Annotated in this window: 24 protein-coding genes; 17 read left to right on the plus strand and 7 right to left on the minus strand. The window is 42.5% G+C overall.

From position 1 onward, the window contains the following. The first annotated feature begins 6 nt into the window (after window positions 1-6). The 8 genes from ACC612_RS04725 (at window position 7) to ACC612_RS04760 (ending at window position 9,170) form a co-directional block, all read left to right on the plus strand. On the plus strand, window positions 7-1,197 hold the full coding sequence (locus ACC612_RS04725; RefSeq protein WP_371853318.1) for a hypothetical protein: 1,191 nt from the start codon (window positions 7-9) through the stop codon (window positions 1,195-1,197). A gap of 164 nt (window positions 1,198-1,361) precedes the next feature. After that, a complete protein-coding gene (locus tag ACC612_RS04730; RefSeq protein WP_371853319.1) occupies window positions 1,362-1,820 on the plus strand; it encodes a 30S ribosomal protein S15 in 459 nt (152 codons plus the stop codon). Between the two features lie 198 nt (window positions 1,821-2,018). After that, window positions 2,019-3,233 carry a bifunctional sugar-1-phosphate nucleotidylyltransferase/acetyltransferase gene (gene glmU / locus ACC612_RS04735; RefSeq protein ID WP_371853320.1) on the plus strand — a complete coding sequence of 405 codons (1,215 nt, stop codon included), beginning with the start codon at window positions 2,019-2,021 and terminating at the stop codon, window positions 3,231-3,233. A 10-nt stretch (window positions 3,234-3,243) separates the two neighbouring features. Beyond that, window positions 3,244-5,073 carry a glutamine--fructose-6-phosphate transaminase (isomerizing) gene (gene glmS, locus ACC612_RS04740; protein WP_371853321.1) on the plus strand — a complete coding sequence of 610 codons (1,830 nt, stop codon included), beginning with the start codon at window positions 3,244-3,246 and terminating at the stop codon, window positions 5,071-5,073. 18 nt (window positions 5,074-5,091) lie between these two features. Beyond that, on the plus strand, window positions 5,092-6,390 hold the full coding sequence (gene glmM, locus ACC612_RS04745) for a phosphoglucosamine mutase (protein ID WP_371853322.1): 1,299 nt from the start codon (window positions 5,092-5,094) through the stop codon (window positions 6,388-6,390). Beyond that, window positions 6,390-7,583 (plus strand): bifunctional sugar-1-phosphate nucleotidylyltransferase/acetyltransferase, encoded by a 1,194-nt coding sequence (gene glmU, locus ACC612_RS04750; RefSeq protein WP_371853323.1) that lies wholly within the window; start codon window positions 6,390-6,392, stop codon window positions 7,581-7,583. The genes glmM and glmU (ACC612_RS04750) overlap by 1 nt, the downstream gene beginning before the upstream one ends. Before the next feature lie 31 nt (window positions 7,584-7,614). Further along, window positions 7,615-8,940: a DHH family phosphoesterase gene (locus ACC612_RS04755; RefSeq protein ID WP_371853398.1), complete on the plus strand. Its 1,326-nt coding sequence runs from the start codon at window positions 7,615-7,617 to the stop codon at window positions 8,938-8,940. Beyond that, window positions 8,937-9,170 carry a KEOPS complex subunit Pcc1 gene (locus ACC612_RS04760; RefSeq protein ID WP_371853324.1) on the plus strand — a complete coding sequence of 78 codons (234 nt, stop codon included), beginning with the start codon at window positions 8,937-8,939 and terminating at the stop codon, window positions 9,168-9,170. Before ACC612_RS04755 ends, ACC612_RS04760 begins: the two co-directional genes overlap by 4 nt. A 44-nt stretch (window positions 9,171-9,214) precedes the next feature. On the opposite strand, the gene ACC612_RS04765 is transcribed toward ACC612_RS04760, so the two are convergent. The 3 genes from ACC612_RS04765 to ACC612_RS04775 form a co-directional block, all read right to left on the minus strand. Further along, window positions 9,215-9,403 (minus strand): YegP family protein, encoded by a 189-nt coding sequence (locus ACC612_RS04765; protein WP_371853399.1) that lies wholly within the window; start codon window positions 9,401-9,403, stop codon window positions 9,215-9,217. 186 nt (window positions 9,404-9,589) lie between these two features. Continuing rightward, window positions 9,590-10,183 carry a uracil-DNA glycosylase family protein gene (locus ACC612_RS04770; protein WP_371853325.1) on the minus strand — a complete coding sequence of 198 codons (594 nt, stop codon included), beginning with the start codon at window positions 10,181-10,183 and terminating at the stop codon, window positions 9,590-9,592. Continuing rightward, window positions 10,180-11,109, minus strand: coding sequence for a ketopantoate reductase family protein (locus tag ACC612_RS04775; RefSeq protein WP_371853326.1), 930 nt, complete (start codon window positions 11,107-11,109; stop codon window positions 10,180-10,182). The genes ACC612_RS04770 and ACC612_RS04775 overlap by 4 nt, the downstream gene beginning before the upstream one ends. Window positions 11,110-11,377: 268 nt before the next feature. On the opposite strand from ACC612_RS04775, the gene ACC612_RS04780 reads away from it, so the two are divergent. Continuing rightward, the gene (locus tag ACC612_RS04780; protein WP_371853327.1) at window positions 11,378-12,886 is read left to right on the plus strand and encodes a serine--tRNA ligase; all 1,509 of its coding nucleotides are present in this window, start codon (window positions 11,378-11,380) and stop codon (window positions 12,884-12,886) included. 176 nt (window positions 12,887-13,062) lie between these two features. After that, complete coding sequence (locus tag ACC612_RS04785; RefSeq protein WP_371853328.1) at window positions 13,063-13,650, plus strand: 30S ribosomal protein S3ae; 588 nt, start codon at window positions 13,063-13,065, stop codon at window positions 13,648-13,650. 42 nt (window positions 13,651-13,692) lie between these two features. Here ACC612_RS04785 and ACC612_RS04790 read toward each other — a convergent pair whose 3' ends face one another. Together ACC612_RS04790 and ACC612_RS04795 are read right to left on the minus strand one after the other, a co-directional pair. Next, on the minus strand, window positions 13,693-13,932 hold the full coding sequence (locus ACC612_RS04790) for a transposase (protein ID WP_371853329.1): 240 nt from the start codon (window positions 13,930-13,932) through the stop codon (window positions 13,693-13,695). Between the two features lie 101 nt (window positions 13,933-14,033). Then, window positions 14,034-15,017, minus strand: coding sequence for a YbgA family protein (locus ACC612_RS04795; RefSeq protein ID WP_371853400.1), 984 nt, complete (start codon window positions 15,015-15,017; stop codon window positions 14,034-14,036). 55 nt (window positions 15,018-15,072) lie between these two features. Here ACC612_RS04795 and ACC612_RS04800 point away from each other — a divergent pair, with 55 nt between their 5' ends. Further along, window positions 15,073-16,314 (plus strand): PLP-dependent aminotransferase family protein, encoded by a 1,242-nt coding sequence (locus tag ACC612_RS04800; RefSeq protein ID WP_371853330.1) that lies wholly within the window; start codon window positions 15,073-15,075, stop codon window positions 16,312-16,314. 28 nt (window positions 16,315-16,342) lie between these two features. Here the strand turns inward: ACC612_RS04800 and ACC612_RS04805 are convergent, their stop codons facing one another. After that, the gene (locus tag ACC612_RS04805) at window positions 16,343-16,831 is read right to left on the minus strand and encodes a hypothetical protein (protein ID WP_371853331.1); all 489 of its coding nucleotides are present in this window, start codon (window positions 16,829-16,831) and stop codon (window positions 16,343-16,345) included. A gap of 147 nt (window positions 16,832-16,978) precedes the next feature. On the opposite strand from ACC612_RS04805, the gene queC reads away from it, so the two are divergent. The 6 genes from queC to ACC612_RS04835 all read left to right on the plus strand — a co-directional run bounded on the left by queC (window position 16,979) and on the right by ACC612_RS04835 (window position 21,345). After that, window positions 16,979-17,680, plus strand: a complete 702-nt coding sequence (queC, locus tag ACC612_RS04810) for a 7-cyano-7-deazaguanine synthase QueC (protein WP_371853401.1) — start codon at window positions 16,979-16,981, stop codon at window positions 17,678-17,680. Window positions 17,681-17,715: 35 nt separating this feature from the next. After that, window positions 17,716-18,273: a DUF366 family protein gene (locus ACC612_RS04815; RefSeq protein WP_371853332.1), complete on the plus strand. Its 558-nt coding sequence runs from the start codon at window positions 17,716-17,718 to the stop codon at window positions 18,271-18,273. Next, entirely contained in the window at window positions 18,273-18,989 is a 717-nt protein-coding gene (locus tag ACC612_RS04820) for a 7-carboxy-7-deazaguanine synthase QueE (RefSeq protein WP_371853333.1), read from the plus strand. The genes ACC612_RS04815 and ACC612_RS04820 overlap by 1 nt, the downstream gene beginning before the upstream one ends. After that, complete coding sequence (gene queD / locus ACC612_RS04825) at window positions 18,989-19,327, plus strand: 6-carboxytetrahydropterin synthase QueD (protein WP_371853334.1); 339 nt, start codon at window positions 18,989-18,991, stop codon at window positions 19,325-19,327. The genes ACC612_RS04820 and queD overlap by 1 nt, the downstream gene beginning before the upstream one ends. A gap of 80 nt (window positions 19,328-19,407) precedes the next feature. Next, window positions 19,408-20,340, plus strand: coding sequence for a nitrogenase cofactor biosynthesis protein NifB (gene nifB, locus ACC612_RS04830; RefSeq protein ID WP_371853402.1), 933 nt, complete (start codon window positions 19,408-19,410; stop codon window positions 20,338-20,340). A gap of 27 nt (window positions 20,341-20,367) precedes the next feature. Further along, window positions 20,368-21,345: a methanogenesis marker 2 protein gene (locus ACC612_RS04835; protein WP_371853335.1), complete on the plus strand. Its 978-nt coding sequence runs from the start codon at window positions 20,368-20,370 to the stop codon at window positions 21,343-21,345. A gap of 48 nt (window positions 21,346-21,393) precedes the next feature. On the opposite strand, the gene ACC612_RS04840 is transcribed toward ACC612_RS04835, so the two are convergent. Further along, entirely contained in the window at window positions 21,394-21,681 is a 288-nt protein-coding gene (locus tag ACC612_RS04840; protein ID WP_371853336.1) for a hypothetical protein, read from the minus strand. Window positions 21,682-21,753 lie beyond the last annotated feature (72 nt).

Here is a 21,753-nt window from a genome sequence, read left to right on the forward strand (position 1 = left end):
AATAAGATGAAACTGAAAAACATATTCTCCATTCCTCTATTATCCGATAAAGGGGCGATTTCCTCAACCATTGATGTTATGTTCTTTCTGGTTATGGTTTCCCTCTCAACAGTTATTTTGATGCCTGTTATGCTTTCTTCCGGTCAGAATGTAGCAGTACAGGATATTGCAGCATACAGATTCGATGGGCAGTTGCTCCAGTCTCTTCTGGATAGCAGAGTGGAGAATTTTGAGTATATGGCAGTTCCATCTGAATTGTCCAGTGGTGTTGTTCCATCTGAAAATTCTACAAGTATCTGCCAAAGTAATGATGTATTTGCAAAGCAGCATGCTAGCAGAACCTTTGCTGATCTGATAGCTGAATGTATGATGTTTTCATTGCATATCGAAGATAATGGAACTTACTGTTACCTTCATCCTTTCAGCGAGGAATATTCCAAATCCACAGAAAGAGCACTTGAAGAACACCTCAATCGAAGAATGGGTGGCAGATATAATTACAGACTGGAAGCTAACTGGCAACCGGTTGCAGGATGCGGGCCTTCAAGTCAGCTTGCTGTAGGCATGGTGCCGCCTGCCAGGTCGTTCAGGCAGAGTGTACCAATATCTGTGCCATATAACAATGCTTTAAACTTGGCAGATATATCTTCTCCTGCGGATGATCTTCGTTTAGGTCTTGCATTGAACTCTTCCCAAAAGGAGCAGGAACTGCGCTCTATGTTCGAAGAGTGTATACTCTTGGCAGCTTCAAATTCAGCGGTATCCATTGTAGAGTTATATTATCCGGAAGAATCTCTCAAAGAGATAAGTATCGGACAGAAAGATCTTACATTAATGGGTGATTCGTTGTTAGGTTCACCTTCCAGTAAGGTGGATATTGAAAGGAGCATTGCTGTCGATATGTTTGATAATGCTGTAAATGTGACAGAAAATATGTGCTTAAACTCAACAGATAATTTCACAATGCTCACAGAAGATAATGTAGCATTGATCGGAGACCAGCTTAGAAAAGAGCATGCAAATGATATATATTCTCATCTATCAGTAGAGATGTCTGACGAGATTAACAATACTGTGCGGGCTATGATGCAAACCAATGGCAGCACAACTCTGCTTGAGCTTAGGGATAAGCAATTATGTTCTATTCTCACGCATGTGAGGTCTCCGGCAGCAGAGGTCACTCTTACGATATGGTGATTTCCTATCACAAATTTTATATGCTATGCTGGTCCATTTACCTCGCCTCGCCAAGGACAATTATAGGCTATATCTCCATAATGTTCAAATAGCCTTTATTGAAATCGATAAAATTTACATAATTTAGATTAACTACCTTATTTACAATTATTTGGAGGAATTTAATGGCAAAAATGCATACCCGGAGAAAAGGTCAATCCGGTTCTAAAAGGCCAATGCGCTCTGAAGCTCCTGCATGGTGTACCATGACTACTGATGAGATTACAAAAGTAGTCTTGGAAATGTGGAAGCAGGGAATGAGCACAAGCCTCATTGGTATGGTCCTCAGGGACAAATATGGAATGCCAGATGTGAAGCTAGCAACTGGAAAGAAGATCACAACCATACTCAAGGAAAATGATCAGAAGCCACCAGTTCCAGAAGACCTGTATAACCTTGTTGTAAAGGCAATAGGTCTGAGAAAGCACGTAGTTTCAAACCACTCTGACAATCACAACATCCGTTCTTTGCATAACATCGAATCCAAGATCAGAAGACTTGTGAAGTACTATCAGGCCAACAAGGTACTTCCAGCTGACTGGAAGTACAAGCCGGAAACGGCAGAGATGCTTATTACAAGATAAGTTGTTGTTTTTCCGATGGGTTTCATCCCGTCGGTCATCTCTTCTTTTTCTTTGCCCAAGGCAATTCTATTATTCTTTCTTGCATTTTATCAGGGTCTAAAGCCTACGCGCAAAATAAGTTTTGCATAATTAAAAAAATATAACTAATAATATAAAGACAAGGTAAAATATAAATTGTTATAGTGCCCACTATAAGGCATGAAAGCGGTCATTCTTGCAGCTGGAGAAGGTCTCAGATGCCGTCCCCTTACGCTTACCCGTTCAAAGGTAATGCTGCCTGTCGCTGACAGGCCTATTCTTGAACACGTTATCCGTTCCCTTGAACAAAATAATATCAAGGACATCCTATTGATAGTTGGTTATGAGAAAGAACGCATAATGAACTATTTCAAAGACGGTGTGGATTTCGGGGTAAACATAAAGTATGTTGAGCAAAAGACTCAACTTGGTACAGCACATGCTATAGAACAGGCGAGAACTGAACTCGCTGGCGAATATGAATTCCTTGCTCTAAACGGCGACAACTATATCGAACCGAAAGTTATCAGCGATCTTATCAAATCAAAACGCGGAGATGCAACCATACTCGCCGTTAAGACCGAGCATGTGAGTGGATATGGAGTTATCAAGGCTGAAGGCTCAAAAGTTCTAGAGATCATTGAAAATCCGGTTTCTGACATTAGCCATCTGGTTAATACTGGTATCTACTACTTCAGTTCCAGGATATTTGATTATATCGGGGACACTCCTCTTTCTCCAAAAGGTGAATATGCGATAACCGATACACTCCAGAAGATGATCGAGAATGGAATCGAAATATCAATGGCTACTACGAGATCATGGTGGCTGGATGCAGTATATGCATGGGATCTTCTGAAGCTAAATTCCGTTACTCTTGGAAAGATAGATCGGAAAGTCGAATCTATGGTAGTGGAAGACGGAGCGCATATTAAAGGAAATGTATCGATAGGTAAGAATACTATCATCAGATCAGGATGTTATATAGTAGGGCCTGTCATGATCGGAGACAATTGTGACATCGGTCCGAATGCAGTTATATTACCATCTACATCCATAGGCAATAATGTATATGTCGGATCTTTTACCAACATCCGCAACAGTATTATTATGAATGATGTACGCATTGGTTCTCATGGATATGTTTCTGATTCTATAATAGGGAGCAATTGTCATGTAGATCCATACTTCATTACAGAAACAGGAACTAATTTAAATATCATAATGAACGATGAATTGCACCAGGCAGAAAAACTTGGTACAGTCATTGGTGATGACACAGATGTTGGTCACAGAGTTCTTATCAAAGCGGGTATCATGGTATCCATCAATTGTCGGATCGGATCAGGTGCTATAGTGGATAAAGCATTGCATAGAGGCACTCTGGTACTTTGAGGTGATCCAAATGTGTGGCATAGTTGGATACGTAGGTACTGAGAACGCAGTTGAAGTTATCATAAGCTCCCTCAAAAAACTGGAATATAGGGGCTATGATTCTGCAGGCATTACTATTCTCAATCAAAATCTTGAAACCTACAAGACTGTAGGCAAGATTTCAGAACTCGAAAAAATAATTCCACCAGGTTTCACTGGGCATATTGGGATTGGCCATACTCGCTGGGCAACTCATGGAAAACCTGAAACCAGAAATGCTCATCCTCATCTTTCATCAAATATCGCAGTGGTGCATAATGGTATCATTGAGAACTATATGTGTCTTAAGGAAAAATTGATTAAGGAAGGTTATGAGTTCTCATCAGATACGGATACTGAGGTAATTGCCCATTTGCTGCATTCAATAATGAAATGTGGAAAATTTAGTACCTTATTGGACGCAGTGCGCCATATTATGACAATAATAGAGGGTTCATATGCTATTGCTGTATTGTCTATCAACGAGCCGGATCACATCGTACTTGCCCGTAAGGACAGTCCTCTAGTTATTGGTCTTGGCGATAAAGGTAATTATGCAGCATCGGATGTAACTGCATTTCTCCGGTACACCAGAAAGGCTGTATATGTCAATGATAAAGAGCTTGTGTTGATTAGTCCTAAGGGTGTGGAATTCTACAATAATGATGGACAAAGGATAGAAAAGCAAGTTGATACCATCGAGTGGAATGAAGAAGCTGCTGAGAAAGCTGGTTATGAACATTTCATGCTCAAGGAGATACATGAACAGCCGAAGTCGATCCAGGACACATATGCAGGCAAGATCTCCGAATTGGAAGGCAGGGTAATACTTGATGAACTGAAGATGGATGAAGACCAGCTAAGGAATCTGCAGAGAGTGACCATTATTGCATGTGGTACATCGTGGAATGCGGGTTGTGTGGGTAAATATCTATTCGAAAGCCTTGCAGGAATACACACGGATGTAGAAACAGCTTCAGAATTCAGGTATGGAGATCCTATACTTTGCGGCCAGGTATTCACTCTTGCCATAACTCAATCCGGCGAAACTGCTGATACTCTTGCAGCTATCCGAAGTTCCAGATCCTATGGATGTAAGGCGGCTGCTATAACAAATGTAGTGGGAAGTACTATTACAAGAGAGACGGATAGTGTGCTTTTCACACGTGCCGGTCCGGAGATCGGAGTTGCTGCAACGAAGACTTTTACAGCTCAGATTATAGTGCTTTATCTTCTCGCAATTCACCTTGGTATCGTCAGAGGTCGCTTAACTGCTGAGAAGGCCAGGGATATATTAGTTGGTATCAAACAACTGCCAGGCCAGGTACAAAAGATCCTCAACAATAAGGATGCAATTAAGGAATGTGCTGAGCACTATGCAAAGGTACAGGATTATTTCTTCATAGGCAGGCATCTGAACTACCCGGTTTCACTTGAAGGCGCCCTGAAACTTAAAGAGATCTCATATATCCACGCAGAAGGATATGCAGCAGGTGAACTTAAACACGGTCCATTGGCACTTATCAGTAATGAAACGCCTGTCGTGGCTATTGCTACACAAGGCCACACCTATGATAAAGTACTGAGCAATATCAAGGAAGTAAAAGCAAGGAGTGCTGAAGTAATAGCAGTGGCAAATCAGAGTGATACTGAGATCACTAAATATGTTGATATGGTGCTAAGGATTCCTGATTGCCATGAACTGTTATCTCCGGTACTATCATCTGTAGTATTACAGTTGCTTGCATATTACACAGCTCTTGCAAGGGATTGCTCCATAGATAAACCAAGGAACCTTGCGAAAAGCGTTACAGTAGAATGATCTTAAGAGGTTTGTATTATGAAATTATTCGGTTCTTCCGGTATTAGAGGACTTGCTAATAAAGAAATTACAGTAAATCTTGCGATGAAAGTGGGATTAGCACTTGGCAGATCTCATAAGTCTGCTGTTATTGGCAGGGATCCCAGAGTATCCAGTGAAATGATAGAATATGCATTAGTTTCGGGGCTTGTGTCAGCTGGGTGTGATGTTGTCAAGATAGGTGTTGTTACGACTCCCACACTTGCTTATGCTGCAAGAAAATATGATTGTGGTGTAATGATAACTGCTTCACACAATCCTGCTCCGTATGTGGGTATTAAGGTATGGAACCCTGATGGTATGGCATTTGATTCAGCACAGCAGGAAGAGATAGAACGCATCATAGAGCAGCAAGAATTCGTGGCTGCGCCATGGAATGAGATTGGTGACATCACCTCAGACAGTTCGGCCATAAAAGATCATGCTGAACTTATCCTGAGCAATGTAAAGCCAGTTAAAATGCGAGTTGTTGTTGATTGTGGCTGTGCTGCAGGTAGCACTATCACTCCTTTCCTGCTTCGGCAAATGGGGTGTGAGGTAATCACTTTAAATGCTCAGCTTGATGGACATTTCCCGGCACGTAATCCGGAACCAATTGAGGAAAATCTCTGGATGCTCAAAAAAGCTGTGAAGGAATTCGGTGCACGTGTTGGTATTGCTCATGACGGCGATGCGGACCGCATGATGGCAGTGGACGAGAACGGAGAGTTCGTTTCAGGAGATGAAATGCTTGCTATCTTTGCATTGCGTGAATGCAAAGATTCAGGAAAGCTTGTGGTGCCTGTCGATACTTCCATGATGGTAGCTGATTCCTTACCCCTTTCAGAAGTTGTTTATACACGTGTAGGTGATGTCTACGTGGCGGAGGAACTCAAGAAAGTAGGTGCAGAGTTTGGTGGAGAACCTTCGGGAAGCTGGATCTTCCCAAGAGTGTCATATTGCCCCGATGGTATCCTTGCAGCTGCGCTTCTTGTAGAAATGGTACAGGAAACCTCACTTGCAAAAATGCGTGCGGTACTTCCTAAATATCCAACTAAGAGGGGTACACTTCCATGTGACAACATGGAAAAGGAAAGGGTCATGAAGGTCATTGCTGCAAAAATGAAGCAAATGGGCAAGGTTACAGATATTGATGGCGTGCGTGTGGAAATGAAGGACGGATGGGTACTTATCAGGCCATCAGGTACAGAACCAAAGATAAGGATAACCGCTGAGTCTCGTGAAAATGTCGACAATCTCTATTCAATGGCCGAGAAGATAGTAAAGGAGAATCTTTGATGAAGGCAGTGATACTTGCAGCTGGTGAAGGCACAAGAATGCGTCCTCTTACCGTTGCACGGCCAAAGGTTATGCTGCCTTTGGCCAACAAGCCTATGCTCGAACATGTAGTACAGGCCTGTATACAGGCAGGTATTAAGGAGTTTGTGATGGTCACAGGTTACAAGGAAGAGACCATCAAGGCATATTTCGGAGATGGGAACAAGTGGGGTGTACACATTGATTATGTCACACAGGAAAAACAGCTTGGTACTGCTCACGCAATAGGTTGTGCCAGGCAGTATGTGGATGGGAGATTTGTTCAGCTTAACGGCGACATGCTTGTGGATCCATTACATCTTGAAAAGCTCATAAAGCACAATGAAGCTGCTGTTATAAGTGTAAAGGCAGTTGAGAATCCATCTGAATTCGGTGTCATCGTCACAGAAGGCGACAAGGTCGTTCGTATCATAGAAAAACCTCTTGATCCTCCGGCTAAGACCGTTAATGCAGGAATTTACCTGTTCGATACTACTATCTTTGATTATATTGACAAAACACAGCCATCACCACGTAATGAATATGAAATTACGGACTCTATGCAGATGATGGTGAACGACGGCATCCATGTGGGTTTTGAACCTCTTACTAATATCTGGCTGGATGTGGGCAGACCCTGGGATATGCTGGATGCCAACAAAGCTCTGCTTGAAAAGATAAAATCCAAGTGTGAAGGTACTGTAGAACCTATGGCTACTTTACATGGTGATGTGGTAATAGGCGAAGGGACTATCGTACGCAATGGTGCATATATCATCGGTCCGGTGGTCATAGGTAAGAATTGCGATATCGGTCCAAACTGTTTTATCAGGCCATCCACTTCCATAGGCAATAATGTGCATATAGGTAATGGCGTTGAGGTGAAGAATTGTGTCATAATGGATGGCACTAAGATAGGACACCTTACATACATTGGTGATAGTGTCGTTGGATACAGCTGTAATTTTGGTGCAGGCACAAAGGTTGCAAATCTTCGCCATGATGGTAAAAACATCAAGTCTGTTATCAAAGGTAAAAGGGTGGATACAGGTCGCAGAAAGCTTGGGGTCATCATGGGTGATGATGTCCATACCGGCATCAACACCAGCATTAATGTAGGTGTTGTTATTGAGAACGGTGGTGGCACCAAACCTGGTGAAGTCCTTATGCAATGATGGTGGTGCAGTGACCTCTGAAAGCGTAGCAATGAGCAGGCTGAAAGAGCTTGCAGCAAAAGCTGCTGATGTGATATCTGCACATAATTACGTGCGCCTCATATCTCACAATGATGCTGATGGCCTTACTTCAGCAGGTATTATGTGCAGGGCCCTTACGAGGAAAGGCATACGTTTCCAGACAACTATCGCAAGCAGACTAGCACAGGATACTATTGATACCGTCAAGAGCAGTGTTTCTGAAGGTGACCTTGTTGTGTTTTGTGATATGGGCAGTGGTCATGCAGAACTTCTCAAGCAGATCGAAAATGACGTGATCGTAATCGATCATCACATGCCAGTGGGTGATTCCCCTGTCAAGGTGGCTGTTAATCCTCATTATACCGGTATCGATGGAGCCATATATCTCTCAGCTTCAGGTACCACTTACCTGGTAGTAAAGGAAATGGATCCGGACAATGTTGATCTTGCCGGACTGGCAATAGCAGGTGCTGTTGGGGATAAACAGCTCTTTGAAAGCGCAAATCTGCATATTCTGGAGGAAGCCATACAGGCAGGTGTGGTTTCTGTCAAAAAGGGCCTCAAGGTAGGGGATGGTGATATAGCAGATGTGCTTGAATATACTCCAGAGCCTTATCTGGATATTACAGGTGACAGGAAGAAGATACATGATTTCCTTGAGATCCTTGGAGTAAAGGGAACATTAAGTGAGATGCCTCAGGGAGATCTCAAGAAACTGACATCATCTGTTGCGCTTAAGCTTGCAAAGCATGCAAGCCCTGAAGCTGTGGATGCAGCTATAGGAGATGTTTATTATCTTGAAAAAGAGCTTCTAAAGAACGTCTATGAGTTTGTTGCCATTCTCAATACCTGCGGGAAGCTTGAAAAAGCTGGTATTGCCTTATCGATGTGTATGCATGATGCATCTGTTCTAGAGGAAGCCCGTCAATTGATGATTGAATATCAGAGGTCCATAGTTGCTAATATAAAGCAGGCTGAAGGTATGCTTCAGCAAGGAAAGAATATCTGGTATCTGGTAGCAAAGGACATGGATAACACAGGAATGATAAGCAGTACTGTGGTAAGATATATGCATCCTGAGAAACCCTGTATTGCAACTAATGAAGTAGAAGGTATTGTCAAAGTCTCAGGCAGAGGTACGCGGGCTTTGATAGGTAAAGGTCTTGACCTTGCTTATGCAATGAGGGAAGGGGCTTTGGCTGTGGGTGGTCAGGGAGGAGGTCATAACATCGCATCAGGGGCTTCCATTCCGCCAGGCAGGATCCAGGAGTTCATTGATATCGTGGATAATATAGTAGGGCAGCAATTAGGTGAAAGAGCAGCTGATAAATCATGAGGATAAAAACTACTATCACAATGAAAAGTCCTAAGGCTTCACAGATAGCTGAAAAAGTGGCTTTTTCTCTTTCTCCTGACAATCTTTCCGGTATGCATACAGAAGTTTCTGAAGGCCTGGCAATGATCAGTTTTAGCACCCAAAAGATCACAACTCTCATTGCGACGGTCGATGATCTGCTTATGAATGCCAGAATAGCTGAAGAAGTGCTGGAAAAGGTAGACAAATGACTATCAAAGGCACTCGCCTTTGAACATCTAATTATGATCTAATTTCATTTCACCGGAGTTTCCATCTCAACTACTTTTGCCACAGGGGCATTCTTTTTCACGGATTCTATTCCTTTAAGACACCCCGTCTTACTGGCGTAGGTCTGGCCTGTGGCTATTATTTCTCCGTTTCTTGCCCTCAACCTGAAACTGTATTTTCCGGTGTTATCGGTAAATACTTCAAACTTTGATATGCCCTCACCTCCTCATTTTATTTTCAAATTCTCCAAAGCTAACGCTCAGATTTTACCCATTATAAGCTACAGCAGATGTAGCTAAGGTGCCCTCCTCCAAAAGCACTTCTTACCTTAAAAAAGGGTGATTCACATATTATAAAAAAGTTTCTTTTGAGGGAGTAAATACAGAAAAAAAAGAGAAATCTATCGTGTATTCTGCCACAGACCTTTATTCATATCGATCATTTCTCTCTGCTTTTCCATGAGTGAACGTCGGTAAAGCAAAGCAGCAGGATGGTATAGTTTTATAAGGTGTTTGCCCTCAGGTGTGGCTATCGCTTCACCCCAATCCAGCGCAGAAACACAAAATGCTTGTTCCGCTGTGTTACCCAGCAGTATGATAACCTGAGGACCAAGTAGTTCTATCTGAGCAAGCAGAAAAGGTCTGCATGTCTTAAGTTCTTTCTGTGTTGGTTTCCTGTTGTTCGGCGGTCTGCATTTGACTGTATTGATAATGGCATATTCATTTTCTTTAAGGTCCATGTATGCGATAAGTTCATCCAGGACCTTGCCTGCTCTCCCGCAGAAAGGAATGCCAGCTTCGTCTTCATTCTTGCCAGGTGCTTCACCAATAAAAAGCACTTTTGGTGTTTCAGCTCCTCGCATTATCACTTTATTGGTGGCATTCTCATGTAACTGGCATCTTTTACATTCCAGTATGGCTGCTGTTATTCCTTTAAGTCCCAGTTTGACCAGTTCATCTGGAGTGATAGCAGGGATATTGCAATTTGTACTCATTCTTTGTTACCGTTAGTTCTTAGATCTTCCATAAAGTGTATCTGTGCAGTGATGAACGTGTTGTACGGCACATCTATAGAATATGCTTTTGCACGCTGCACTACTGCACCATTCAAGAACTCTATTTCTGTTCTCTTGCGGGCTGCAAGGTCTTGCAGCATAGAAGAATGATGAGCTCTTGTATTTGGCAATTGGTATTCTTTAAGGTACTTCAGATATTCTGTGGCATTAACCCAGGGCAATTGAATCTTTTCAGCGGCAGTAATCATGAAAGCTTCGTGCATCAATCTTTCGATTATGCTCCATGCATGTGGATTCTCCAATTTGCCATAGGGAACACCCATTATAGCACCAAGAGGGTTCAACGCACAGTTGTAAAGGACCTTTGACCAGAGTGCACCTTTGATATTGTCTGTGGTGGACACAGGAACACCAGCTTGCTTTAGTGTGTCTGCAAGCTTCTGTATACTGTCATCCATACCCGAAGGAAATCTGCCAAGTTGCATAGGGCCACTTTCCACGGATACGTGAACACTGGCATCGCCAGTCCATTCAAAACCAGTGATGATAGTGCCGCCTATAACACGGTCTGTGTATTCTGCAATTATTTCTTCGTTTCCGATGCCATTTTGGAGGCTTATCACTTCTCTGTCCTTTATCAGATCAGCGAACTGTTCGCAAATATATCTGGTGGCAGTGGACTTGGAACTTATGAATATGTAATCAAATTTCCTGTCTTTTGGTATGTCTTCACCACAACTAAAAAAACTGGTTTCTTCTCCCCAGATGCCGGTCATTTTGAATCCCTTGGTCTTTATAATGTCAGCATGTTTTTGTCTGCATACAGCATGCACATCAACGACCTTGGAAAGACGGGCTGCAAGGGACAGGCCAACAGCACCTGCGCCTAATATTAATATGTCCATTTATATCATCACACTTTAAGGTATAATCCTGTTAGATGGAAATAATAAGGTATGCAGTAAGGATAAATATGAAATAAATTTTTTGCTCAATTGCTAACTGCTTTCTATTTTGAAAACTCAACATATTGGGTCTAAAAGCCAAAAGGGTTTGAAAAATCATATTCATTGTTTCCAGATGGAAAATTAATAAAGGATTAAACCTTTTTCCCTACTGAAAAGCTTACTTATTATGCCGGCTCTTCATTCACTATTACCGAGGAATAAATAAATGGAATTACATTTCACTTTGAAAGTTGCTCTCCGGACGAGTTCAGATGTCACGCCTGCTCGTGATATGATCGGGGAGTATATAGAAGAGGCAAATAAGACTGTACTTGTTAAAGGAGCTTCTGACGGTTATGGGGCACAGATCGTAGAATGGAGTACTAGTGATAACAAGATAGATTTGCTGATAGAATCCGGGAGATATGTACGTGCTCACGATGCTCTCCTGCGTATCCGCAAGCCTCTGGCAGCAAAATTAGGAAAGGGGTTCCGTATAGGTCTTAGGGGAATTGAGGTTGAGTCATTTATTATTACCCTGCCGTCGGAAAAACCCTTAAAGCAAATGAAGATTCCATACGTGAAGTCTATCGAGTATGAAAATGGCGCAATAACTTTGTCTTTGGATGTGGGCGAGTCAGAGATAGAGAACAAAGTACCAGACCGAATTCTTACCTTGATGGAAGATAAGATCCAGCAGCAATCCTATGGCGGTAAAGCTGAACACTGGCAATTGCTCTGGCAGAGTGAAAAGAAAGATCATAAGTTCTTTGATGATCCTACTCAGGCAATGTTAAAAGAGGGATGGCTCAAGAGAGGCGCAAGCCGTGGCCAGTGGATACATGGACCCCAGTCCACCCAGATGTTCAGGACCTTTGAGAAAATAGTGCTCGAGGAACTATTGGGTCCGTTGGGTTACAGGGAAATGATCTTCCCTAAGCTGGTGCCTTGGGAAGTCTGGCAGAAGTCAGGCCATGCGAAAGGTGTCTATCCTGAGATATACTATGTATGTCCACCAAAAACCAGGGATCCTGAGTACTGGGAAGAGGTCAGCGATTATTACAAGGTTACTCACGAGGTTCCTACTGCTCTTATTAAAGAGAAGATCGGTGAACCCATTGGTGGCATGTGCTATGCTCAATGTCCTCCATTCTGGATGTACTTGCAGGGCGAGACCATACCCACAGATGAGTTCCCTATCAAGGTCTTTGACAGATCAGGCACTTCTCACAGATATGAGAGTGGCGGTATTCACGGCATGGAGCGTGTGGATGAGTTCCACAGGATAGAGATCGTATGGCTTGGAACTAAGGAACAGGTCCTGGACTCTGCCAAGGAGCTGCATGAGAAATATATGCACATATTCAATGAGATCCTTGAACTGGAATGGAGAAAGGCTTGGGTTACTCCCTGGTTCATGGCACAGGAGGGTCTGACTGGTGTCGCTGCACAGACAGAGGCAGGTACTACTGACTATGAAGCTGTTCTACCATACAGGGGAGAGAACGGAGAATGGCTGGAATTCCAGAACGTAAGCGTTAATGGAACCAAGTATCCTTCTGGATTTAATGTCAAATCTCAGTCTGGTGAGGAACTTTGGTCAGGATGTTCAGGTGTAGGTCTGGAAAGATGGTCTTCCGCTTTCTTTGCTCAGAAAGGGCTTGATCCAGCTAACTGGCCTGAGGGATTCGCAAAGCGTGCCGGGAAAATCTCAAAGGGTATACGCTTCCTGTAAATCGAACTTGTCGGTCAATATACTGACCGATTTCTTTATATAGGGACATGTATAGTATAGAGAGCCACTAATTAGCCATCTATTCTATGTTACCGTTCTCAGGAACGAATGCACAGTGAACAGATACGTTATTCATATCATCTATCATAAGAATTTACATTGATCGGAGGAATTACTTGGCAAGAAAAGTACAGAAAAAATTAGACAAATGGAAGTCAAAATCCTGGTATAACATTGAAACACCTGAGTTCATAGGCAGGAACAACATCGGCACCACTCTGGCAGAAGAACCTGAACAGCTCATTGGCCGTATTGTGGAAGCTACTGTCGGTGACCTTACTAACGATTTCTCTAAGCACAACACTAAACTCAAGTTCAGGATCAACGATGTCAATGGGGACATTGCACAAACCCGTTTCATCGGACATGAGATAACTACTGATTATCTGCGTTCCATTGTCAAGAGGCAGACCTCCAGAATAGATACCAACCTTAAGGTTACTACCAAGGATGGTTACATTGTCAGAGTTAAGCCAATTTGCTTTACTGTAAAGAGAGCAAGAACCAGCCAGATCGAGGGTATCCGTCAGGTAATGGATAGTACTGTGAAGGACAGGGCAACTGAGCTTAACTTTGAGCAGTTCGTGGAAGAAGCCATCATGGGCAAGCTCTCTGCTACAATCTACAGGAATGCAAAGAACATTTATCCACTCAGAAGAGTAGAAATCAGGAAAACAGAGGTCGAAGGCATACCAGCCGCATGACCCTGTTCCAATACTTTTCTTTCACCTTTTTTTTAAAACATTTCATTCTGCTTCCGTAGCAGAAGCATTGTATTCTTTTTGGATGAGTTCCATCATCTCTTCGTTGGCATCAATGACAAAAGCACCTATGTAGCCACAGCGTTTACAATGGTACAAGCCTTCCACTCCTCCTGCCTCAAAATATAATTCAGGGCTGCCGCAGACAGGACATACTTCTATGAGCTTTTCGTCTGACTGCATGTCTTCTATGAACTCTTCAGTTTCTATTTCCTCATCGTTCATGTTATCGCATCCTTGTCATTTCCTCAACAACCATCATTCCCACATATTATAGAGGGTATATTTTCTATATTATATTTCCTCTATGTTAGGTCTTATTCATATCATATTAAATTCGGGTCATTGAGTTTTTCAGGGTAAGGATAGAATAATGTTTGATCAGCCAGGTAATCGACATTAAATTTAAAGATGCAGGAAATGAAGACTCTCCTTAATTCCTGCAAGGATAATCTACCTTTGCGATATTCTTCCATGCAGTTTAAAAGATACTGCTTCTTTTCAGATTCCAGGCAGTGGGAAAAATATCCAAAAGCATGCATGAATGCATTGATGATATTGCCTATTGAAGGTGCTATTGAGGTCATTTCATGTAGTGTTTTGGAGTAAGCTGTAAATATTTCAGGAAAATGTTGGCTTTTGTAGTTGGCCAGAATTCTTCCTAATATCTTTTGTTTTCTCTGTTTGTACGCCATGAGAAGCAGTTTATTGCGGGTTTGAAAATCTATCAGTTCCTGTATTGAACTAGTGTGTAGTCTCAGGTCGGCATGCATAAATATTCTTGTAAAAAAATGATCTCTTTTATAAGGGTCCATAAGGGATGTTTCATCAATATAGGGAATGTGTCCTAACCTGTCCAATATTCCTTTTGCGAAGAGTCCGGTACTATGTCTGTGCAAAGGTTCCTTTGCATCAGCAGATTCGAATACTTTTGTTGTTCCAAACCCACATGAAGGTGATTTCGATTTGAGAATAAATCCATCGACAGCCAGTAAGTTGTTAAGAAAACTGTTTACAAATACCTGCATCTTTTCAGTAATGTCCTCACCTGTTGCAGGCTGTACTAGCCTCAGTTTTTCTCCATTGATCAGTCGGATAGGGTCACGTGGAACTCCCAATCCAATATCGCATTCGGGACATACTGTTATAAACTCTATGAAAGGCTGCAGATCCTTTGCAATATCATAGGGGACCATCTGTCCATCATATCTGCAGTGTTCAATCCCCATACATTTGCTTATTACTAGTATAGGGCGGGGAAATGTATGGATAGCCTGACCTCCTTTATAAGGAATGAGTAGAAACGATATTTATATGTGGTGCAAAGCTGCATTGGATTTATACGTATAAATAGTAAGATTTAACTTGGATCAAAACCTGTATAGGAAGCTCATGGAGACTATATTTGCTGACAGGATGCAGGCAACGCGTAAGTCCTTCATCAGGGAGATTCTGAAAGTTACTCAGCAGCCGGAAATAATATCTTTCGCTGGCGGGCTTCCTAACCCAGGTCTTTTCCCGGTAGAAGAGATTTCTGCAGCTTCTTCAAAAGTTCTGTCAGAGGATGGTACAAATATTCTTCAGTATAGTACCACCGAAGGATATTTGCCTTTGAGGGAGTTTATCGCACAAAGGTATCTCAAAAAAAGCGGATTAAAGGTAGATCCTGCTGATATTCTGATTACTAACGGCTCACAGCAAAGCATTGACCTTATAGGTAAGGTTTTTTTGAATAAAGGTGACAGGGTCATTATCGAGAAACCAGGATACCTTGGGGCAATCCAGTCATTCTCCATCTTTGAAGCAGAGTTTGAGGCTGTTCCCCTCCTTGAAGATGGCATAGACACAGACTTGCTGGATGAAACATTGAGTAAGAAGAGTGCAAAGTTATTCTATACAGTTCCAACTTTCCAGAATCCCTCCGGGATAACTTACTCCGAACAAAAGAGAAAAGACGTTGCAAGGATCCTCAACAAACATAATGTAATTTGTGTTGAAGACAATGCATACGGAGAACTGAGATTTGCAGGGGAGGACCTGCCGACCATCAGGAACTTCTCTGATAATACGGTCTTAATGGGTTCTTTTTCAAAGATCATTGCTCCAGGGCTTAGAATGGGGTGGATATGTGCCAGAAAGGAAATTATGGAAAAGCTGCTCATTGCAAAACAGGCTGCTGATCTTCATTCCAATTATCTGTCACAAAAGATCATCCATCAGTATTTATTAGATAACGATATTGACAGCCATATTAGAAAAATAAAGGATGCTTACGGAAAGCGCAGGGATCTGATGGTTAACATGATGGCTGAATACTTCCCGGAAGGTGTCATGTATACAAAACCAGATGGTGGTATGTTTGTCTGGGTTACGCTTCCGGAGTCTGTTTCGTCACTTGATCTCTTTGATCTTGCAATAGAAGAGAACGTTGCATTTGTTCCCGGTAATCCATTCTATACTGATGATACCAGCGGCAATAGCACATTGAGGCTGAATTTTTCTAATTCAGATGATGAGCAGATCGAAGAAGGAATAAAAAGGATGGGAGTGTGCCTGGAAAAGTTGATGGGGGATACTGTCATGGCAGATTCTCAGAAAGGTTTCTGATAACCTTTTTTTCTTTAATCTTTTGTTTTCATCTAGTCTTGAGTATTTTTAAGCCACCAGACTGTTTTGCACATATTTTTCTGTGTTCTTCTTCGTCTTTTATCAAGCCCTTTATGTCCTGAATAAACTCTTTCCTGTTTATTTCCTCAGGGAACAGATCTTCAATTACTGCACTGTCTGCATTCAAGATGTCTACATAAGCATCACGTGCGAGTATCTCGTACTTCATTATTTCATGAAATATTCGCTGCGGAGGCATTCCAGTGAAATCAAATATCTTTGCCGGAAGTCCGGGCGGAGCAGTCGCAGGTATTGGAATATCTGCAGTCAATAACCATTTTTGCAATATGTTCCAATGCCTGTCAGAATCGTGTGAAAGTTTCTCTAGGGCTTCTATATTATCTCCCATAAGTTGAATACGTGCTTCCCATGTCCCTAACTGTTCCATCTCAGCCTCAATCCAGTACATGCGTTTGAGAAGAGATGTAAGTGCACTCCTGTCCTTAATCACTGCCATTGAATACCTCCATCATCTACAATGAATTATATTATCCATGTTATTTATATTAGTTATATCATTTACAGGTCGTTTTCCCAGCCCAGCAAGTATATATATTATCTGGGTATTACTGGGAGAGCATCCAAAGAATATGGGGGATCTATCATTAGTGCAATTGCTTTGCTAAGTAGTGGATTGGATTCTGTCACATCCCTTGCGATAGCACAGGAAGAGACAGACATAAGACTGGCTTTGATATTTGACTACGGGCAGAAAGCTGCTGCCCGAGAGATAGAGTATTCCCAAAAAGTTGCTGATAAATATGGGATCGAGCATAGGCTTATACCTCTTACGTGGCTCAAGGATATCACTACTACAAGTCTGGTGAGTAAGGAGATGGCTGTTCCTCACATCTCTATGCAGGACATTGCGGATGAGTCAGACCCAGCTATAACACAAGATTCAGCAAAAAAAGTGTGGGTGCCCAACCGTAATGGTGTAATGATCAATATTGCTGCAAGTTTTGCCGAAAGCCTCGGATGTAAATATGTTATTGTCGGTTTTAACAGTGAAGAAGCTGTGACCTTCCCTGATAATTCCACTGCATATCTTAATAGTCTTGACAAGTGCCTGGGATATTCTACTCTCAATGGCGTGAAGGTGATGGCTCCAGTAGCAGGTCTTGATAAGCAGGGAATCATCCGCAAGGCCCTGGAGACAAAGGCTCCTCTTGAGTGGAGCTGGAGCTGTTATCATGGCGGTGAAATCCCATGCGGTGTATGTGAAAGCTGCACTCGCAGAAAGCGTGCTTTCATGCAGGCCGGTATAAAGGACCCACTCTTGGAAAGACTTGGGATTGATCTGTGAAAGGTAGGAAGGAAAAAGGTAGGAGAAGCAAGAACATGAAGTGGATAGTGCTTAAAAAATCCCTTGATTACGATGGAAGTCAGATCTCCTCTCTATGGGGATATATGGAAGCTGACCTGCAGGAGGATTCCATTATTGCTTTCCGTGGCTCTTGTGATGTGCAGATACGTCATATGATAGATCTGGAAGACAGAAAGGAAGGGGATACTATTTATTCCACCGATATGCTTCATTTTATCATCGAGCACTTTGATTCCACAGACCTCAAACTCATCTATGCCAGACAACGTCTCTTTACCGCAATGGTGGCTGAAACCCTCTCGCAGAGAGGGATAAAGACCACACGGGTCGGAGACGATCTTTTTGTACAGGGCAAGAAGCTCAGCATTTCCATTGCCAGCACTTCTGCTGTATCCCAGAAAATACACTTCGGTATGAATGTGGAGCATGATGTTTATGGTTGTCTCAGTGACCAAGGAGTTCCTGAAAGTGATCTGTTCCCTCTGATGGAAGAAATAGCCAGCAGGTATGTGGAAGAGATTCATGACATAGAAAAGGATCTGCGTAAATCAAGACCATTAGGTGTGATGTAATGGAAGCACCGATCACTGAGATATTCTGCTCCGTGCAGGGTGAAGGACCATACGTAGGTAACAGGCAGGTATTCCTGAGATTTGCCGGCTGCAATCTAAATTGTTCTTACTGTGATACTGATGTAAGAATAGCTGAAGCCTGCAAGTATGAGGTGGACCCAGGTTCTGGTATATTCCAGTATGTTAAAAACCCTCTTAACTCTGATAAGATCGCAGAGATCGTGGCTCCGTTTATGAATGTCCATTCTCTTTCTCTCACAGGAGGAGAGCCGTTATTGTATGCGGACTTCATTACAGAGTTAGATGTAGGTTTCCCTTTATACCTGGAATCTAACATGACATTGCCGGATATGGCAAAAAAAGTAAAGGATTGCATCTCTTTTGTTTCAGGTGATGTGAAGCTTACGGACGAGTTCCAGGGTGAAGAGCTGGAGTCTCATATTGAGAGGACTATCAAAACCTTCAGGATACTCAGAAAGACTGAGAACAGGGACTGTTTCTGTAAGATCGTAATGACAAAGGATGTCCTTCCGACTGATGTTCTCGATGTGGCAGAGTCCATCAGCAACTACATATCCTGTCTTGTCCTGCAGCCGGTAACTCAAAACGATCTAAGGCCAGATGTAAGGACTTTGCTTGAATTACAAAATGAACTGCTTGGTGATATTGATACTTTGATAATCCCACAGACCCACAGGATGTGGGGGTGTTTATAATGAAGATGAAACTTGGAATAATAGATCATATAGACAGTGCTCATTACTTACCCCAGCATAAAACATGCGGAATCGTGCACGGCCATACGTACAAGGTCGAAATAGTCATAGAAGGAGAAAAAAGTGAGAATGGCATGGTGATGGACTTCTATGATATAAAAAGGATCGTTAAGGAAGTGCTCAAGGAATATGATCACAGGTTGCTTAACGATATACTTGAGTTCCCAAGTGTGGAGAACCTGTGTGAACATATGCACCGAAACCTTAGTTCCAAACTGAACTTCCCGCTATCCGTAAAGGTGTGGGAAGGAGAAGGCAAGTGGTGTGAAGTCTGCTGATAATGAAGAAATCCCAAAAGATAAATAACATAAGGATATAGTTGAGCCAATTTAAAGAACTAGCTGTGGATGTGACAGGTATGTCTACTGAAAACAACGCATGTGATATAACGGTCTCCAGTAAGGAGAAGGAAATGCAGAGGATCATTGCACAACATCCCTGTTACTCAAAAGAGGCACAGCATAAGTATGGCAGGATACATTTACCTGTTGCTCCTGCTTGTAATATCCAATGCAATTATTGTGACAGGAAGTTCGATTGTGTTAACGAGAGCCGCCCCGGTGTCACAAGTGAAGTCTTGACACCTATGGAGGCCCTGGAGAAGACCAAGCAAGTGCTCAAGGAGTTTCCATTCATCAAAGTAGTTGCAGTGGCAGGTCCTGGAGATCCTCTGGCCAATGACGCTACTTTTGAAACTTTCAGGCTTATCAAGACTGAGTTCCCGGAGGTCACTCTTTGTCTGAGTACCAATGGACTTGCACTTCCAGACAGGATGTCTGAGGTCATCGAGACAGGTGTGGACACTTTGACAGTGACCCTGAATGCCATAGATCCGGAAATAGAAGCACAGCTTATCAGCCATGCAGTTTACAAGGGTAAGGTTTACAAGGGTGTGGAAGCTGCTGAGATCCTTATCAAGAACCAGCTTGCAGGCATTAAGATGGCTGTAGATGCGGGTATCGTAGTTAAGATTAATACTGTGATGGTGCCAGGCATCAATGATAAGCATATCATCGAAGTGGCTAAGAAAGTCAACGAGCTGGGTGTTTATATAATGAACATCATGCCTCTTATCTGCCAGGCCAAGTTCGCAGATATGGAGCCGCCAACACCTGAAGAACGACAGGCTGTGCAGAAGGCATGTGAACCTTATGTGCAGCAGATGAGACACTGCCGGCAATGCAGGTCAGATGCGTTCGGTCTGATAGGAAAGGATCTTTCCCAGATGAGCGAAGAACGCCGCAATACCATAAAACTGGAAATGTCTGAAAAGGCTGAAAAGCATAAGTGAAGATGTTCTAATCCATTGGTGTTCTAGATGGACCTGGAGTTGCTTGCCCGTAATCTGCGTGAGTTCGAAGGTGTCTCACGCAAAAAACCCATTGCAGAGATTTTCAAGATATTTGACAGCGTGCGCCATGAATATGGCAATGTCATCGCAGACTTTGGTGATGATGCTGCTGTGATAGACATAGGCGGCGATGATGTTATTCTGTTCGCTGCTGATGGTATTTGGGGAAGGATAGTGGAAAAGAGCCCATGGTGGACTGGTTATACTTCTGTAGTTGTAAATGTCAATGACATCTCGGCCATGGGTGGTAAGCCCCTTGCGATGGTAAATGTTATGTCATCCGGTGATCCCGAGTCTATAAAAGGCATAATGGAGGGTATAAGGGATGGTATTAACAAATTTGGTGTGCCAATGGTCGGGGGTCACACTCATCCAGACACTCCATATAATTCTCTTGCAGTTGCCATCATAGGTATAGCTAAAAAAGACTGCGTTATCAGAAGCGATACTGCAAGTCCGGGGGATGTTGTTATCTTTGCATACGATATGGATGGCCGGGTAGGTAAAAATTCGCCATATAGCTGGGATACTACTTCCTTTAAAGATCCTCAATTTGTGAGGGATTGTTACCTGGTGATGGTGACAATGGCCGAAAGAAAGCTTGTGACAGCAGGTAAGGATATCAGCAATCCTGGTTCAATTGGAACTCTGGGCATGTTATGCGAAACCAGTAAGGTTGGAGCTTCTATAGACATTAAGAAGGTACCAACGCCTGAAAATATGGATTTTGAGCAATGGTTGAAGATATATCCTGCAACAGGTTATGTTGTAACCACAAAACCGGAGAATGTGCAGGCATGCATTGACGTATTTGGTCAGGTAGGTATCACTGCTGCTGCTGTGGGTGAGATTAATGACACCTATAAGATCGAAATTCACGATGAAAAAGAAAAAGCTACTGTTTTTGATTTCACTCAGGATATCATAACTGGCATTGATGAATAATTGAATTATCAATGCCTTGTGATGTATAGCAAAAAAGCATGAGGTATTTCAGTGTTCACTGTTAATCCATGCAACCAGTTCATCATGCAGGAACTGTTCTGCAGCCTGCACAACTTCAAGTTTGCCGCGCAGTACCAGCAGGTCTCTTTCGTCACATTCTATTATGTTTACTGATATTTTCCTCTCTACAGGCTCAAGGTCGAATTCTTCGACCATATCATATATGATGTAGGATGGGGTTCCAGGTGGTATGATCAGATCATAGAGTTCTTCAAGCTCCCCTTCTTCAGCATGTTTTTTTGCTTTCAGGTCTTCAAGTGTTAGTTTTTTTACCATGTGCCTCACCTATTGTAGAAGCTCATATTCAGCTTCAGCATAAAAAGTAAACGGATAAGAAGAGAAAAAATG

The sequence above is a fragment of the Methanomethylovorans sp. genome (assembly GCF_041447285.1).
Taxonomy (GTDB): domain Archaea; phylum Halobacteriota; class Methanosarcinia; order Methanosarcinales; family Methanosarcinaceae; genus Methanomethylovorans.

Coding starts and splice junctions, on each gene's coding strand:
- ACC612_RS04725 (WP_371853318.1), top strand. CDS start 7: ATGAAACTGAAAAACATATTCTCCATTCCTCTATTATCCGATAAAGGG.
- ACC612_RS04730 (WP_371853319.1), top strand. CDS start 1,362: ATGGCAAAAATGCATACCCGGAGAAAAGGTCAATCCGGTTCTAAAAGG.
- glmU (WP_371853320.1), top strand. CDS start 2,019: ATGAAAGCGGTCATTCTTGCAGCTGGAGAAGGTCTCAGATGCCGTCCC.
- glmS (WP_371853321.1), top strand. CDS start 3,244: ATGTGTGGCATAGTTGGATACGTAGGTACTGAGAACGCAGTTGAAGTT.
- glmM (WP_371853322.1), top strand. CDS start 5,092: ATGAAATTATTCGGTTCTTCCGGTATTAGAGGACTTGCTAATAAAGAA.
- glmU (WP_371853323.1), top strand. CDS start 6,390: ATGAAGGCAGTGATACTTGCAGCTGGTGAAGGCACAAGAATGCGTCCT.
- ACC612_RS04755 (WP_371853398.1), top strand. CDS start 7,615: ATGAGCAGGCTGAAAGAGCTTGCAGCAAAAGCTGCTGATGTGATATCT.
- ACC612_RS04760 (WP_371853324.1), top strand. CDS start 8,937: ATGAGGATAAAAACTACTATCACAATGAAAAGTCCTAAGGCTTCACAG.
- ACC612_RS04770 (WP_371853325.1), bottom strand. CDS start 10,183: ATGAGTACAAATTGCAATATCCCTGCTATCACTCCAGATGAACTGGTC.
- ACC612_RS04775 (WP_371853326.1), bottom strand. CDS start 11,109: ATGGACATATTAATATTAGGCGCAGGTGCTGTTGGCCTGTCCCTTGCA.
- ACC612_RS04780 (WP_371853327.1), top strand. CDS start 11,378: ATGGAATTACATTTCACTTTGAAAGTTGCTCTCCGGACGAGTTCAGAT.
- ACC612_RS04790 (WP_371853329.1), bottom strand. CDS start 13,932: ATGAACGATGAGGAAATAGAAACTGAAGAGTTCATAGAAGACATGCAG.
- ACC612_RS04805 (WP_371853331.1), bottom strand. CDS start 16,831: ATGGCAGTGATTAAGGACAGGAGTGCACTTACATCTCTTCTCAAACGC.
- ACC612_RS04815 (WP_371853332.1), top strand. CDS start 17,716: ATGAAGTGGATAGTGCTTAAAAAATCCCTTGATTACGATGGAAGTCAG.
- ACC612_RS04820 (WP_371853333.1), top strand. CDS start 18,273: ATGGAAGCACCGATCACTGAGATATTCTGCTCCGTGCAGGGTGAAGGA.
- queD (WP_371853334.1), top strand. CDS start 18,989: ATGAAGATGAAACTTGGAATAATAGATCATATAGACAGTGCTCATTAC.
- nifB (WP_371853402.1), top strand. CDS start 19,408: ATGTCTACTGAAAACAACGCATGTGATATAACGGTCTCCAGTAAGGAG.
- ACC612_RS04835 (WP_371853335.1), top strand. CDS start 20,368: ATGGACCTGGAGTTGCTTGCCCGTAATCTGCGTGAGTTCGAAGGTGTC.
- ACC612_RS04840 (WP_371853336.1), bottom strand. CDS start 21,681: ATGGTAAAAAAACTAACACTTGAAGACCTGAAAGCAAAAAAACATGCT.